Raw genomic sequence first — 17,044 nt, forward strand, 5'->3', positions numbered from 1 at the left:
ACAATCAATTTTGAAGTCTCGATGCTCACATCATCTATGTATGAACGAAATATCCACGTTGAGTATAGTTAAACCACGAGAAAATAAACAAAAATTTAACATTTTTTATCGTTATTCTGGTTTGGTAATTATTTAAATACCTATCTAGCAAGAAGTGTTGCTTTAATTTCGCTATAACGCATCTGCTCGCACAGTGCAAAACCACTCAGCTGGCGCACTTTATTACGCGCAAATAACGGCACACTCATCCCCGCTAAAAAGCGGCATTGGGTTTCAATACCCACATTATGATTACCCTTACCTGCCATATGCGCTAAAAACTCATCTACCTTTTGATAAATAAGTTGCTCGTCAATATAGGCAGGCTCTATAGAGTATTCAAGCTTAACCGCATGGCCTCTACACACACTACAATGCCCGCATTGCTCAGGTGCATTTTGATCGTCAAAATAGCGCGCTAAGTTATAGCTTAAGCAACTTTGTAGCTCAAAAAAGCGAACCAGTGCAGCAATACGTTTAATTTCGGCCTGTTCTTTATCGCTAAAGTAGTCGTGCAGTTGCTGGGCAAGTTCAGGGTTGTTTATAACCTCTCCATGCACTTTGTATACTTGGGTAATACGTTTAGTTTCAAGCGTTATTAGGTTTTTTTCGGCTAGGTAGTCAAGAGCAGCCACTACACGTTTTCGATCAACCTGCGCGGCTTGTGTAAGGGAGTCAAAATTTAGCGTACCCCATATTTTTTTAAAATCGGTATGGCTAAATATTTGTGTTAAAAATGCTTGGCGCTGCTGGTCAAACTGGCTTAGTAGCTCGTTTTTATCAACCAAAAATTTGTATTTAAAATCGGCATAGTAGGCATATTGTGGCGTTATTGCGCCTTGCATTTCTAGTTGTACTAGCAAGGTTTTAAGGGCCAGTTGCCTAATATTGCTTTCGCTTGAAAGGCTGTACTCTTGCATTTCCCATTGCTGGTGGCTTTGGCGAATATCGTTAATTACATATTCAATACCGCTAAGCTCTGGGGTGTCGCCATATACAAAGTTTTCAACCGTATTTAGCCCATCTAAATTGGCAAGGGTGTAGCAATTTGATGGATTGCCATCGCGCCCTGCACGGCCAATTTCTTGGCTGTAGTTTTCTATCGATTTAGGTAAGTCATAGTGTATAACAAAGCGAATGTCCGACTTATCAACGCCCATACCAAAGGCAATGGTAGCCACCACTACGTTAATTTTACCCGCCATAAAGTCATCTTGAATTTGCCAGCGTAGCGTATCTTCAAGCCCTGCATGGTAAGCAACAGCGTGAATACCTTGCGCGCTTAGCACATTAGCGACTTGCTCTGCGCTTTGCTGTAGCGTTACATACACAATACCAGGGCCACTTTGCGCGCGCACAATGTTGGTAAGCTCGGTATTTTTATCGGCTGTTTTAACACTCAACACGCTTAAATCTAAATTAGCGCGGTAAAAGCCCGTTTGTACAATGCACTCAGGCGATATAGCAAATCGCTCTGCCATATCGCGTTTTACTTTTTTTGTGGCCGTTGCAGTAAGCAACAACACTAAAGGAATATTAAGCTCTTCGCGGTAACGTGGCAGTTTAAGGTAGTCGGGTCTAAAGTTATGGCCCCATTCTGATATACAGTGCGCTTCGTCTACCACCAGCATAGAAAGCGCCACTTGGCTTATAAATTCTCTAAAGCGTTCGTTTTTAAATCGCTCAACCGAGACCATTAATACTTTAATTTTACCGTTTCGCACGTCGTTCATTATAGTGCTGCTTTGCATTTGATCTTGGCTCGAATCAAGGCTGGCAGCATAAATGCCTTTGCTATTTAAAAAGCTAATTTGATCTTTCATCAACGCAAGTAAAGGCGAAACCACTAAGGTTAAATTAGGTAAGTGCAAAGCAGTGAGTTGGTAACACAACGATTTACCCGAGCCGGTCGGAAATATAGCCAACGACGATTGACCATTTAAAAGCTGCTCTATAGTTTGTTGCTGCCCTGTTCTAAATTGGCTAAAACCAAAATGTTGTTCAAGTGACTGAATTAATGGCGTGGTCATAAATACCCTTTTCGTTGTTTTTCAAACAGCGATTTAACTGCACAGCTAAGCGATAAAAAAGTGAGTATAACTTATATGCCTTTAATCATCATTTTTTGCTGACATATCCTTTATTTAAGCGCAAAATAACCTCACTAAAGAGTATGTTATTACGTTTGCCAAAAATAATTTTCATAATACCCAAATAACCTCAAAACACTAAAAATAATACAGATTATTTGGGTATATTATTTTTAAGGGCAACGTTATGAGTATTACAATACCTAAAATCGTCGTTATTGGCGGTGGTGCTGGCGGGCTAGAGCTTGCAACCCAACTAGGGCATAAACTAGGGAAAAAAACCAAGCAGATATACTGTTAATAGACAAAAACCGTACCCACATATGGAAGCCGTTACTGCACGAAGTAGCGACAGGCTCTATTGACCCCGATTTAGATGGCGTTGTGTACTCAGCCCATGCCGCAAAACATCATTACCGTTTTCAACTTGGTACTTTTTGCAATATAGACCAAAGCAATAAAACAATTACTCTCTCCCCGCTCAACGACGAGTTAGGCCACACCATTTTACCTGGGCGCACGGTACGCTACGATCACCTTGTTATTGCCATTGGCAGCGTAAGTAACGACTTTAATACCCGAGGTATAAAAGAGCATTGTTACTTTTTAGACTCAAGCCAACAAGCAGAACGCTTTCAGCATTCATTACTCGACAGCTTTACGCGCCTTCATCAGGACGACAATCAACAACAATCGCTTAATATCGCCATTGTAGGCGGCGGTGCTACCGGTGTTGAACTCTCAGCTGAGCTTTACCATGTGTCTGAGCTATTAAAGTTGTATGGCTTAACAAATATGTCATCTAAACGTTTACATATACATTTAATAGAGGCAGGCCCGCGTATTTTACCTGCATTACCAGAGCGCATAGCCACCAGCGCCAAACGCGAACTATTAAAACTCGGCGTAAACGTACGTGAGCAAACGCAAGTAAAAGAAGGCACCGCACAAGGCTTTATCACCAAAGATGAAGAACACATTGATGCCGATATTATGGTGTGGGCAGCAGGCGTAAAAGCGCCTGATTTTATAAAAGATTTAGGTGTTTTTGAGTTGACCCGCAGCAACCAAATTCAAGTAAACGAGTTTTTACAAAGCACCGTTGATGAAAGCATTTTTGTGTTAGGCGATTGCTGCGCATTTACGCAAGCAGATGGTAAGCAAGTACCACCACGCGCACAATCGGCGCACCAAATGGCGCAGTGCGTCGAAAAAAACCTTATCGCAACGCTAAAGCAGCAACCACTACGCGGCTTTAAGTATAGCGACCATGGCTCACTTGTTAATTTATCAAGCTACAGTACTGTGGGTAATTTAATGGGTAACCTCACCAGTAATACCTTTTTTATTGAAGGTAAAATTGCCCGCTTTATGTATATATCGCTTTATAGAATGCATCAACGCGCTATTCACGGCAGTGCAAAAACCTTTGCATTATGGATAAGCGAAAAAGTACTGCGTGTAGTGCGCCCAAAAATGAAGTTACATTAAAGGCGATTTAAATTAAAGGCAGTGAGCGTTATCACTGTCTTTAATTTTTAACATTGTCTGTGTAGAGTATTTAAAACAACTAAGGAAATTGGGTTATGACGGGCAAAACGCTAATTTTCAACTTTGATGGCACAGGGAATGAGCCCCGTGACGCAGAGCAATTTAGCTCAGAACACTTTAAAGAAGACGCCAGTATTTCTAATATTCTAAAATTACACTTACTGCTTGGCGGTAAATTAGAAGACTCCCCCATTACCCCACAGTCAAACCAACTCAGTTTTTATTATCAAGGGATAGGCACTAAAGGTAGTCGCTTAAAGCGTGTATTAAACCAAACATTTGCACCTCGTGGTGACGATGTAGCCAGTATTTTAAATCAGGCTTTAACCGATTTTAAAACTCATTACCAACTAGGCGATTCACTACTTTTAGCAGGCTTTAGTCGAGGTGCAGCACTTGCCAGGCGCTTTGCAAAATGTTTGGAGTTATTAATATGTGAGCGAGTCTACCTTTGTGTATTTGATACAGTAGCCTCAATTGGCTTATCAAAAGTAAGTAAAGCAACGCGCGGCGCTGAACATGTTATTTTTGAAAACCACACCATAGCCACAAACGTATCTCAAGCTCTGCACTGTGTATCCCTTGACGAAAAACGCCGCGCCTTTGAACCCACACTAATGAACCATCAAAATAACATTACCGAGCTGTGGTTTGCGGGCGCGCATTCAGACATTGGCGGTGGTTACTACCGCGATGGCCTAGCCGATATTAGCCTGCGTTATGCACTTGAGTGGTTAATAGAGCAACCGCTTAATATTTCGTTACTAACTAGCCACGATATAGATTACACAACACTACTACCCAATAACAACTTAGTTGCGCAAGATGATGTGACGGTTATTCCTGATCCGCTCGCATTAAGTCATCAGCAAAATTACTTTTGGTTTAACCCCTTATTTAAACTAGTAGACAGAGAATGCTATGTACTTATAGATAACGAAGCTAGCAATCTTAAACCTTTAGTGCATCACAGCGTTGCAGAGCGTATTAACAAGCTAACCAGTTACCGCCCAGAATCGCTTAAAAAACTGCATTACAAAATTAGCTATAACGACAACACCACGCTTAGCTTTATTGGTTTAAGCCAACATATAGAACTGGCTAATCAAAACATGAATGTGCTGAGCGTTAACCAAAGCCAAGATGTAATAGTATTTGCTAGTGAGCAATACAATGCAACTGGCCTTATGCTAGAGCAAGGCGCTACTTACCGTTTTACCCCATATCCAAATCAATACTGGTTTGACGATGGTATAAAGTGCACACCAATAGGTTGGCATCGCGATAATGTGAAGCTTGGCGTAAAAGAAATCCCAATGGCAGTGCTTGAGCCATTTAGACGATTGCCTCATGCACAATGGTTTTCGTTGATAGGAGCGATTAATAAAAACGACGAGCACCTATTTAAAATAGCTGACGGCGCTGATATTAAAATTACTAAATCTGGTGAGTTTTGCCCATTTGCAAACGACTTAAGCCGCTTTTATGGTGCGAACGCAGGAAAAATAAAAGTAAAAGTAACAAGACTGGAATAGCCTGTAGACGCGCAGCTTGCTGGCGTGTAAAAACGCAGTTTTTAGGGTATTAAGTAATGAGAAGCTTTGCTTCTAACGTGAGCAAGCTCGACGTCTACACATCATATTCTGAAACTTGGGTATAAACCCTGTAGACGCGCAGCTTGTTGGCGTAACGAGTGCAGCTCGTCATATTTTAAAATGAAAAACAGACTTTAGGTTAGAAGCTGCGCTTCTCGCGTGAGCAAGCTCTACGCCTACAAGAAATCGTAACCGCAGCTCAATAATCATTACCTTGTAGACCCGCAGCTTGCTGGCGTAACGAGTGAAGCTCGTCATATTTAAAATGAAAAACAGACTTTAAAATTAAAAACGATGCTTCTCGCGTGAGTTAGTTCTGCGCTGTCGAAAGCCCTATTTGATCGGTGCTATTTAAGCGGCGATTAAATAGGACTCTTGTCCTGAATGCTTGTTGCTGCGTTTAAACGAACCTTTACCTTTTTTAGCTTTAACCACTTGTGGTTTAAATAATTTAGAGGTGACCATCGCCGCTAGTGCATTGTGGTTTATAACGCCTCGTCCTGTGTCTACCGCGCTGGTGTTTGCGGTTTTTGCTTTAGATTTTTTAGTCATATATTTCCTATCAACTAATGGTTATTTTAAGTTAAATAATAAAGAGGCTTTTATATTGGCCTATTTAAGAGATGGCGATTGTAGGCTTAATTTTCAACCGCGCAAGTATTTTTAATGCCCAACAGGTGCTTTTTTATAATAAAAAAGCATAAAAAAAGCGCAGTTAATAACTGCGCTTAATATTACTTTAGTTTACTTTATAAATTAAAAACTAAAGCTTACTTTTGCATAATACGTTCTGCCGTCAAAACCGTATGGCAATGCGCGTACAGGGTATTTAAATGCGCCGTTGGTGATAAAATTAAGTACTTCGTCATCACCTAATTCATCTGGCGTTTCGTCAAATACGTTATCGGCACCAACCGAAAGCGCAAACATGTCGTTAATTTGGTAGCTAACATTTAAATCAACTAACACTGCAGACTCAACTGTACTTGTTGGTTTAAATGAACCCGTAGGCGAAAGCTCACCTGGTAATGAAATATGGTCGTTACCAAAGTATTTTACGTCTGTTTCGCCAAAGTAGTTAAAGCGAATGGTTGATGTGTAGGCATCGCGTTCGTAGTCAAACGTAAGCGTTGCACGTTCGCTCGGTTGTCCGTCGGTAAAAAAGCTGCGTTGTAAATCATCAAAAGCAACCGCTTCAGGAATACCGTCTTTTGCATTTACGCTGTCAATTTTAGTATCGTTTAGGTTACCTGCAAAGGTTACTCCTAAATTGCCGCCTTCAACTTCAGTGCGGTACGATGCAATAATATCAACACCTTGCGTAGTAGAATCAACCGAGTTTGAGAAGTAGTTAGCTTGCACTGCACCAGTTGCTTGTAGCGCTGCAACCGCTTCTGAGCTAAACGATACGTCGTCAACCGAAAGTAAGCTGCCAAGTGTAATACGGTCTTCAATTTCTACACGGTAAAAATCAACCGTTAACGAAAGCTCGCTTGTTACATCGTAAACAAAACCTGCACTGTAGTTTGTTGATGTTTCAAGCTCTAAGCTATCTACGCCTAGCGCACTTGGGAAAGCGGTCCCAGTGTTTGCCGTGAACGACTGCGTTAATGTGCCGTCTGAGCCTAAGTTAGTTGTAAAAGCTGTATAACCACTTTGTTGAAGTGATGGCGCTCTAAAACCAGTAGACAGTGCACCACGTACTGCAAAGTCATCTGAAAATTCATAACGTGTTGCTAATTTACCAATTAAATCATCCCCAGCATCTGAGAAATCTTCATAGCGTAGCGCACCACTTACGTTCCATGCGTCGGTGATCATGGTTTCTACGTCTACATAAACTGCGTAGCTGTTACGGTCGCTGTCGTTAGTTGCCTCTGGGCGCAGGCCGTTATAAGCTTGAAAACCACACTGTGCAAATTGATCCGGATCGTTTACTGATGGGTACGAGGTATCCATATTTGCTAACCCACACGCGTATGATGCTTCATCGCCAGGCACTATTTCGTAGTTTTCTTTACGGTATTCGGCGCCTACTGTTACATATAAAGGCTCACTACGGCCAATATCTACAATACCGTTTACATCAAGGTTAACCGTTGTTTGATCAAATCTAAAACCACCTGAGTAACCGCCAGTAGGGCCAGAGTTTGCTGCAATATCGGTATCGCTTGCACTTGGGTTGTTAAATAAATACTCAGCCGCGTAAGAAGCGTTTAATGTATTGCGTGATGTAAAATCGTATTGGTTTTCACCATAAACAGCCGATACATCGTAAGTCCAGTCTGTGTTTATATCGCCTTTAAAGCCAAGCGCGACTGAAATATCTTGTGCTTCGTTATATATGCGCGGTAAAAAACCATCACTATATACTTGGGTTACGTTTTTAGAGGCTTCGTTAAAGTTACGGTAAAAACCATTACCCAGCGCCGTGCGCTCAGAGTAGCCACCAAACGAGTAAAGCTCGCCGTCGCCCATTGGTAATGCCATGTTGTAAAATAACGACGTAAATTCACTTTCTGAGTTACCTTGGCCCCAGCGTACATCTTCACTTAGCGTACCTGGTTCAACATTAAGCGAACCACCTGTATCGCGCTCTGCACGATTAGTTCCGTCGGCATCACGGTACTCAAGCGATAGGTTAATAAAGCCGCCTTCGTTACCTAATTCAAAACCACGATTTAAACCTGCTGAAATAGTGTCGCCGTCACCTTCACTTGTGCCGCCGTATTGTACAAAACCCGTTGTAATACCGGTTGAGTTATTAAGAGATAAGTTAATAACACCTGCAATCGCGTCAGAGCCATACTGCGCTGCAGCGCCGTCGCGTAATACTTCAACGCCTTTAAGCGCCGTTAACGGAATAGCATTCATATCAGTACCCGCAGCGCCTGCACCTACAGTACCGTTAAGGCCAAAAATTGATTGGTTATGACGACGTTTACCATTTACTAATACAAGGGTTTGATCTGGTTGTAAGCCGCGAAGTGTTGCGGGTCTAAATAAATCAGAACCGTCTGATACTTGTGTACGCGAAAAGTTAAATGAAGGCGCTGTCGCTTGAAGGCTTTGGCCTAATTCAGTAAAACCACCTTTAGTTAAATCATCCGCGTCAATTAAATCAATAGGAGAAGAAGACTCTGTAGAGGTGCGGTTAGATACACGCGATCCTAATACAGATATTTGCTCTATGTTTTTACCAGCTTGCACTGGTGCTTCTTCTGCGTTAACAATGCTTGGTGCGCTAAACGCAAAAGCAACGGCTACAGCAAGTGTATTTAAACGGTATGTTGACATAGTGACGACCCTGTTTTTTGTGTGTTCTTATAAATTATTTAAACCACTTTATTAGCAGCCTGTGCAAACATCCTAGCAACATATACAAATAAAAAGAAACAAAAAATGGTCTAATTATGCAAATATTTTATAACATAAGAAAAAAACACTTAAAAGTGCGTTAAATACATACAAAACAGGTATTAATTTTCAAACCGCTTATTTTAACGTTTTGTTTACAATGTAAATTATAATGGTTATTGTCTGTTTTGACGGGTAATGAACAAAAAATACTCGTAACTTAGTCTAAGGCACTATTTACTTTTATTTCTTCGTCGAAAATAGCATATAGCGCAAACAAGCATTTTTAACTTGCCGACTACTCAGTAATTAACTTTAAGCATAAACATTTAGGGCGTGTTGCTCTTTGGTGGTTGAATTTGCAGTAGGCTGCTTGGTTTTTAGGCAAGGCCCATGTAGTGTGGTTATTATCCATAAGTAGGCGATAACGCAGCATAAATACCAAACATGCGCTGCCCGAAAGGTTCTTTCTAGGGACTAATTTTAATCCACAAAGATCAACGCGCCCTAATCATCTTTGACAATTATGTAACTGGAGTGATTTTTTGAGCTACGCTTTAATAAAGTAATTTAAATAAAAAATACATTATTGACTTGTAAGGATAAAGCTATGACAGACACAGCTAAAAAAGCTGCCATGACTCACATTGATGTACTATGCGTTGACGATGATGAAATAGTATTGCGTTCACTCACCCGTTTACTAAAAACAAACAAACTAACGGCGATCGCGTGCAGTAACCCCGAAACAGCTTTAACACATTTAAAAAGCCACGAGTTTGGCTTAATCATCAGCGATATGCGCATGCCAAAAATGAATGGCGCACAGTTTTTAGAGCAAGCCCGTAAGCTTGCGCCTGACACACAGCGTATTTTATTAACAGGGTATGCCGACATAGAAACGACCTTAGCCGCAGTTAACCAAGGTCAAATAAGCGGTTATATCCAAAAGCCTTGGCAAAACGATCTGCTACTTGGCAGCATTAATAATAGCCTTGAAAAATTTCAGCTAAAAAAACAAAATCAAATACTTGAAGAACAAGTAAAAACTCAAAACTTGGAACTTATCGAATTAAACAATGATCTTGAACAACGTGTAGAAAAACGAACTAAAAAAATCAAACAAGTTTTAAAACAATTAGAAGAAGCAAGTGAACGAGAAAAGATAGAGCATAAATCAACCGTCGAGCTTTTATATAACTTTATAAATGCAAACCCTTATCTCGATGGAAATAGGGCACAAAACATTGCCAATACCTGCACCCAAATAGCGCTTTATTTAAATTTATCGCAGAAAAGTATCGATCTTGCGCCGATGGCAGGCTACTTAGCGCAAATAGGGTTACTTGCCATGGATCCTGATCTTTATAAAAAACCAGTCAATAAATTAAGCGAGTCGCAGCGTAAAACATTTTATACGCACCCAAGCACAGCGCAATTAATGCTAATGCCAGCAACACATTTACATGATGTTTCTGACGCTATTTACCATCAGTTTGAGCGTTATAACGGGAATGGCATGCCAAAAGGTTTAGCCGGCAACGATATACCGATTGGCGCAATGGTGTTGGGTTTAGCGCGTGATTACTGGGATGCTTTTGAACAAAGTAATGCCGCAAATGAGCAAGACCGCCATGTACATGCGCTCGATACTGTAAAGCTTTATAGCGGTACATTTTATCACCCTAAAATTGTACGTGCTCTTGAGGCTAGTCAAACAAAAATGCGTGAGCAAAAAGCTCAGCTGGTTCAATACTTATTTGTAATGCTAGCGAACTTAAAGAGAACATGATTTTAGGACACGCTCTGCATAGCCACACAGGCATAATGCTATTACCAAAAGGCCATATATTTAGCCGCAAATCAATCGAAAAACTGCAACAGCTTGAAGCCAAAAAGCCGACTCCATTTAGAATAATGGTTAAAACCGCTAAATGATTGATCTAAATCGCAGTTTTTTTCGTTACAATGTGTCTAAAATAAATTAATGACTTTGCTTGAAGGAGCACACCGTGTCGCGATTTTCTGCCGTTACCGACAATCCCCACGATCAGCGTTTTAACCAAAAAACGGGAATATTGCTTACCAACTTAGGTAGTCCTGATGCGCCGACGGCTGCAGCACTGCGTATTTACTTACGAGAGTTTTTATCAGACCCCCGTATTGTAGAAATACCACGCCTAATATGGATGATTATTTTGCATGGTATTATTTTACGAGTCCGCCCTAAGCGTTCAGCCAAATTATATGAAAGTATATGGACCGAAAACGGATCACCACTAACCCATATTACACGCCAGCAAAGTATTAAGTTAAATACCCTACTAAAAGAAAAAGGCTACACCAATACCGAAGTTGTTATGGCAATGCGCTACGGCAATCCATCTATTGAAGCTGGCCTTGAAGCCTTACGAGAAAAGGGGTTAACACGTATTGTTATAATGCCAATGTATCCACAATATTCGAGCCCAACTACGGGTTCTACGTTTGATGCTGTATCAAACGTACTCCGTAAATGGCGCTGGGTACCAGAGCTACATTTTATAAACGGCTATCATAAAAATACACGCTATATTGAATCGCTTGCAAACAGCATCAGTGAAGATTTAGAAGCCAACGGCGTGCCACAAAAATTGGTTTTTCGTACCACGGCATGCCTAAACTATTCTTAGAACGAGGCGACCCGTATCATTGTTTGTGTTTACAAACGACCCGCTTAGTAGTAGAAAAGTTAGGCTTGGATAAAGATAAAGTAATTAGTACGTTTCAGAGCCGCTTTGGCAAAGCTGAATGGTTAAAACCTTATACCGATGCAACACTTCAAAGCCTACCAAGTGAGGGAATTAAAGACATAGCGATTATAAGCCCTGCTTTTAGTGCTGACTGCCTCGAAACACTTGAAGAACTTGAAGGCGAAAATCGTGAAATTTTTGAAGAAGCTGGTGGCGAAAAATACCGTTACATTGCGGCACTCAATGACCGAGACGATCACATTGAAGCCATATATGATGTACTAAAACCGATGTTATAAACGTTCATAACTGCGCGTAAATAGTGACTTTTAAGCGGTGTTAGCATTAACACCGCTTTTTATTTTATAAAACCTCACCTACAACAATCAAACACCCAACTTGTAGGTGCGAATTTACTTCGCGCTTGTAAAAATTTAAAAATTAGCGAGGTATAAAACCTCACCTACAGCAATCAAACACCCAACTTGTAGGTGCGAATTTACTTCGCGCTCGTAAAAATTTAAAAATTAGTGAGGTATAAAACCTCACCTACAGCAATCAAACACCCAACTTGTAGATGCGAATTTACTTCGCGCTCGTAAAAATTTAAAAATTAGTGAGGTATAAACCTCACCTACAGCAATCAAACACCCAACTTATAGGTGCGAATTTACTTCGTGCTTGTAAAAAGTTAAAAATTAGCGAGGTGTAAAACCTCACTTACAACAATTAAGTACCCAACTTGTAGGTGCGAATTTACTTCGCGCATGTAAAAGCTTAAAAATTAGCGAGGTATAAAACCTCGCCTACAACAATTAAGCACCCAACTTGTAGGTGCAAATTTACTTCGCGCTTGCAAAAAGTTAAAAATTAGCGAGGTATAAAACCTCACCTACAGCAATCAAACACCCAACTTGTAGGTGCGAATTTACTTCGCGCTCGTAAAAATTTAAAAATTAGTGAGGTATAAAACCTCACCTACAACAATTAAGCACCCAACTTATAGGTGCGAATTTACTTCGCGCTTGTAAAAATTAGCGAGGTATAAAACCTCACCTACAACAATCAAACACCCAACTTGTAGGTGCGAATTTACTTCGCGCATGTAAAAGCTTAAAAATTAGCGAGGTATAAAACCTCACCTACAACAATTAAGTATTAACTCAATCCTTTCGGGTAATCATTACCGTGCACACACCTGCGATAATTCCCCAAAAAGCAGATCCGACCGAGAGCAGCGTTAAATCTGACGCTGTAACTAAAAATGTTACAATGGCAGCTTCAGTATATTGCGAGCCATTCAATGCTTGCTGCAAACTATTCGCAATAGTGCCAAACAGTGCAATACCTGCAAGTGCCAAAATAAGTGCTTGTGGTAAACTTGCAACTAGCCCAACTAACGTTGCTGCACATAACGCCATTATTATATAAAAAACACCACCAGCAATACTTGCCCAATAACGCTTATCAGGGTTTTTATCCGCTTCTTCGCTCATGCAAATAGCGGCGGTTATTGCAGCTAAATTTATAGAATATGCCCCAAATGGTGCAGTTATAATATTAATGAAGCCTGTCACATTAAGTGATGCAGAAATAGGTACTTTATAATTATGTGCTTTGAGGACGGCTATACCGGGCAAATTTTGCGACGTCATGGTGACAATATAAAGTGGTAAACCAATGCTAATACATGCTTTTAAGTTAAACATGGGAGCGGTGTAAGTAAATTGGCTCATTTTCCAATGCAATGCAGTCGTATCAATATTTCCCATACTCCACGCCAGTAACACACCCAAAATAAGTACACTAAGCATTGCAAAGCGGGCAAAAAATCGCTTACCTACAAAGTACATAAGTACCATTAAGCCAATCACTAAAGGCATGTCGTTCATGAAATTAAACACGTCAATGCCAAACGTAACAAGTACACCAGCAAGCATGGCACATGCTAGTTCACTGGGAATACGGTTCATTATTTTTTCAAACCAGCCCGTTATTCCCGACAAAAAAACTAATAACGCCGATAGCATAAATGCACCAATCGCTTCATTCAAGTTATACCCTTGAGCGCTTGAAATAAGTAATGCAGCCCCAGTCGTAGACCATGCAATTAATACCGGCACTTTATAATAATACGATAAACCAATGGAACTAAGCCCCATAACCAAACCAAGCATTAAAATCCAGCTGGCAACTAAATCAGGAGTGCCTCCTAGGGTAATTACGACTTGGTAAATCAACGCAATTGAACTCGAAAAGCCAATAATAACCGCTACGAGTCCTGCTGTAATTCGATTAAGCAACTGATCAGAAACCGCCATAAATCCCTCTAATATTTATTTTTATGTACACAACATACGTGGCTAATATTTTCTTTGCAATTAACTATTACGCTACAAAAAGTGAAATAAATTCATTTTTATTTTTTACCTAAATTAATAACCAAACCAACATAAAACTATTGTATTAAACAGAATAAAAAAGTTATCACAAACAATCTAAAGCCCGCTAAAACACTGACAAAACCAGTACATAACCACTCAATTTTTGTACCTGTAAAAAATAACCATAAGTTTAATAAGGGATTTAAAAATAAAGTGCTTAACACTTTTTGATTACATTTATTCGCTTGATCTAATCTAATTTATGCTATAAAACGTAACAAATAGTTAACTTAAAACACCAAAAGAGAAACAGATGAAAAAAGTTGCAGTCTTAATTATTGCCATTCCCTTGTCGGCATTTGCACTTTATGAACTATTTATTCATACCGACCACACTGCAGAACCAATTGCACCTGTAGCAATTGACTTAGTGCCGGTTAGTACTCTTCGTACACAAAATACACATGCGCCAGCCCCTATTGATATGAGTAAAGATCCTATTAATGTCAAAGCGGTTTCAGCCCCAAAACAAAATATGACATTTAATGAATTCGATGCTGTAAACCGCCTCTCAAATAAAGCAAAACAAGTACTTATAAATGCAAAAGTGTTACCAACTGACTTACATAATGAAGCTTACATTGAATTTGACTTAGCTTCATTGCAGGCATTAAAAGCGGGCGAAAACTTCGACTTAGCAATTCCTCAAACAGCCGAAACGTTCACGGCAGAGATCACTAATGTTATTGAATCAAGCAACGGTGATAAAAGTATATTTGGCCGCGTAGTTGGCGTAGATGGCGCAATGCACAACACAGTATTAACCGTAGGAAAAGACGCCGTATACGGGCAATTTACGGCACCTTCGGGTAATTACGTATTTGAAAGTAAAGGTAAGTATGGCTGGATAGCTGCAAAACGTGATTTATATAAAAATCATATAGAGCATGACGTAACGGCACCTAAACCTAAAATTGAAAAAGGTGTAGACATATTTGCACCAAAAATAGATGGCTAATTAACCAAATTAAAAATTTGAGCGCACCCGTTGCGACAATATTTTAAACACCAAAAATCAACCACACTAAGAGTAAGGAAATACAATAATGAAAAAAGTAATCACTACAACCGCTGTTGCAGCAGCACTATGTGTAGCAAGTGTTGCACAAGCAGAGACTATTGATATCGGTATTTTATATACAGATCAGTCAGCAGCGGCTACTAGTAATATCAACACTAAAATCAATCAGCTAATTGCCTTCACAAATCAGGTTTATAGCCAAAATGGTGTAGGTATTACGCTGCGTTTAGCGGGTACACAAAACCTAGGTGACTATGCCATTACACCATCAGAGCAGTGGCTTGATTCGGTAACCGAAAGCAGCTATGTAGATGGTTTACGCAGCGATTGGAAAGCCGATATGATTGCCGTACTAGGTACTGGCGAAAGTGCTGGAAATGGACTTATTTCATGTGGTTTAGCATGGGTTGGGCAAGGTACTAACGGCAACCTATACAACTCAATGAGCGACCGCATGTATTCAATTACAGCTATTGATTGTGGTGCAACTACGTTTGTACATGAACTTGGTCATAACCAAGGCTTAGCACATTCACGTAAACAGGGTGATACTTCTGGTGGTGTATACACTGACGGTATGGGTCACGGTGTACAAAATGAGTTTGCAAGTATTATGGCCTATCCACATGTATATGGAAGTGCAACACAATACGACTACTTCTCTAATCCTAATTGGAGTGTAAATAACATACCATTTGGTGTAACTAACCAGTCGTATGCTATTCGCACTGTAACAGCAACTAAAACAAGCATTGCCAATTTTAAATAAATGCTTATAAAAGTGGGTTATCCATTACCCACTTTTAAAAAATAAACATTATAACCTTCCCCCAAGAGCGCTTAGCGCTCTTTTTTGGTAAAGCTTAATGTACAACCATTTTTTGCTTTATAGCGGGCATTAACGTTTTACCGTCACCATCAACTTTGCTTAATAATTTAAGACCCATTACTTTTGCAAGCACAGGGTAAATATCAAGATTACTTACTTTATCTAAGCTAATTCCTTCTTTAAAAGCAGGGCCACTAGCTATAAACGTAGCAGCCATGTCATCGGTATAGGCATAGCCATGCGTACCTAAATACATCGGCTTTTTAGTATTAGTAAACACCGCAGGTGCTGTGGTTTGTACAACGATATCGCCCACACGCGTACCTTTATTATAATGATAGCCTGCTAATTGTTCATCAGTTAAAACGGTATAACGTCCTTTAGCCGCTTTTTCTAAACGCGCTTTATAGCCTGCTATATCAGCATATTTAGCATTCGGTTGTGTATAAATAAGTAAACGAGGGCCTGTATTTTTAACTAAAAAGTTTTCATCTTGAGGCAATGTTGTTACATCAATACTTTTATCTGGGTTTACGCTCGTCATACCGTGATCTGATACAATTACTAGGTTTACGTCTTGCTCTAATTTGCGTAGGCGAGTTTGTAATTGCCCCATCAACTCATCAAGCTGTTTAACTGCATCTCGAGTTTGTGGTGCGTCTGGCCCAAATTCATGACCCATGCTATCAACCAACGAAAAGTAACTTGCAATAAAACGCGGGCGCTGTGCTTTTGGTAAACTTAACCACTGAATAATTTGATCTACACGGCTTTGGTAATCGCTATATTTAGAATAATGGTAAAAGTAATCGGGGTCATGCCGTTAAATAACGCATCCGACTCAGGCCAAAAGTACGTTGCTGATTTAAGCCCCTGCATTTTTGCTAAATTCCAAAGAGGGATACCTTTTACCCAAGTGCTATCGCCAAGTGCTTTACCCATACTGTAACACTCATTTTTGCGGGCTTTATCGCAAAAGTTATTATCAACAATACCGTGATTGACAGGAAGTAAGCCCGTAATAATAGAAATATGATTAGGAAACGTTTTAGTAGGATAAACAGGTATTAACTTTTGAGCGCGAACGCCGCGATCGGCCATTGCCTTTAAGTTTGGCGCACCGTGCTTTTCAATGTAATCCCAACGCAGACCATCAATTGATACAAGCACCACCGTTTGCTCTTTTGCTGCAAGTGCAACATTACTCATTCCTGTTAATAGGCAAATTGATATTACCTTTAAGATCCACTGCTGCATTATAAATACCCGCCTAGTTAAAAGTGCGCTAAATACTGAAAATAATGATTTGATAATACAATTGACTGCCCGCAAATGATACAAGCGCCTGTACCTAACTCATCTAGGTGTATATATTAACGTAAGTAT

At 40.0% G+C, this 17,044-nt stretch carries 7 protein-coding genes and 4 pseudogenes; 6 read left to right on the plus strand and 5 right to left on the minus strand.

Annotated elements, in window-relative coordinates:
• Window positions 1–140: 140 nt before the first annotated feature.
• A complete protein-coding gene (locus tag P4S71_RS03035) occupies window positions 141–2,069 on the minus strand; it encodes a RecQ family ATP-dependent DNA helicase (RefSeq protein ID WP_337150045.1) in 1,929 nt (642 codons plus the stop codon).
• Window positions 2,070–2,316: 247 nt separating this feature from the next.
• On the opposite strand from P4S71_RS03035, the pseudogene P4S71_RS03040 reads away from it, so the two are divergent.
• Both P4S71_RS03040 and P4S71_RS03045 read left to right on the plus strand, forming a co-directional pair.
• A pseudogene (locus P4S71_RS03040) lies at window positions 2,317–3,620 on the plus strand (NAD(P)/FAD-dependent oxidoreductase).
• A 95-nt stretch (window positions 3,621–3,715) separates the two neighbouring features.
• A complete protein-coding gene (locus P4S71_RS03045; RefSeq protein ID WP_337150046.1) occupies window positions 3,716–5,215 on the plus strand; it encodes a DUF2235 domain-containing protein in 1,500 nt (499 codons plus the stop codon).
• A 411-nt stretch (window positions 5,216–5,626) separates the two neighbouring features.
• Here P4S71_RS03045 and arfA read toward each other — a convergent pair whose 3' ends face one another.
• Window positions 5,627–5,827 carry a ribosome alternative rescue factor ArfA gene (gene arfA / locus P4S71_RS03050; RefSeq protein ID WP_007583517.1) on the minus strand — a complete coding sequence of 67 codons (201 nt, stop codon included), beginning with the start codon at window positions 5,825–5,827 and terminating at the stop codon, window positions 5,627–5,629.
• A gap of 204 nt (window positions 5,828–6,031) precedes the next feature.
• Window positions 6,032–8,572 (minus strand): TonB-dependent receptor plug domain-containing protein, encoded by a 2,541-nt coding sequence (locus P4S71_RS03055; RefSeq protein WP_337150047.1) that lies wholly within the window; start codon window positions 8,570–8,572, stop codon window positions 6,032–6,034.
• 670 nt (window positions 8,573–9,242) lie between these two features.
• On the opposite strand from P4S71_RS03055, the pseudogene P4S71_RS03060 reads away from it, so the two are divergent.
• Both P4S71_RS03060 and hemH read left to right on the plus strand, forming a co-directional pair.
• Window positions 9,243–10,570, plus strand: a pseudogene (locus tag P4S71_RS03060) (HD domain-containing phosphohydrolase).
• A gap of 74 nt (window positions 10,571–10,644) precedes the next feature.
• Window positions 10,645–11,663 (plus strand): annotated as a pseudogene (gene hemH, locus P4S71_RS03065) (ferrochelatase).
• Window positions 11,664–12,527: 864 nt separating this feature from the next.
• Here the strand turns inward: hemH and P4S71_RS03070 are convergent.
• On the minus strand, window positions 12,528–13,685 hold the full coding sequence (locus tag P4S71_RS03070) for a benzoate/H(+) symporter BenE family transporter (protein WP_337150048.1): 1,158 nt from the start codon (window positions 13,683–13,685) through the stop codon (window positions 12,528–12,530).
• A gap of 376 nt (window positions 13,686–14,061) precedes the next feature.
• Here P4S71_RS03070 and P4S71_RS03075 point away from each other — a divergent pair, with 376 nt between their 5' ends.
• Both P4S71_RS03075 and P4S71_RS03080 read left to right on the plus strand, forming a co-directional pair.
• The gene (locus P4S71_RS03075) at window positions 14,062–14,766 is read left to right on the plus strand and encodes a hypothetical protein (RefSeq protein WP_033030033.1); all 705 of its coding nucleotides are present in this window, start codon (window positions 14,062–14,064) and stop codon (window positions 14,764–14,766) included.
• Window positions 14,767–14,854: 88 nt separating this feature from the next.
• A complete protein-coding gene (locus tag P4S71_RS03080; RefSeq protein ID WP_007378991.1) occupies window positions 14,855–15,598 on the plus strand; it encodes a reprolysin-like metallopeptidase in 744 nt (247 codons plus the stop codon).
• A gap of 94 nt (window positions 15,599–15,692) precedes the next feature.
• Here the strand turns inward: P4S71_RS03080 and P4S71_RS03085 are convergent.
• Window positions 15,693–16,915: pseudogene (locus P4S71_RS03085) on the minus strand (alkaline phosphatase family protein).
• Window positions 16,916–17,044: the final 129 nt, after the last annotated feature.

Source organism: Pseudoalteromonas sp. B62 (assembly GCF_037162565.1).
Lineage (GTDB): Bacteria > Pseudomonadota > Gammaproteobacteria > Enterobacterales > Alteromonadaceae > Pseudoalteromonas > Pseudoalteromonas fuliginea.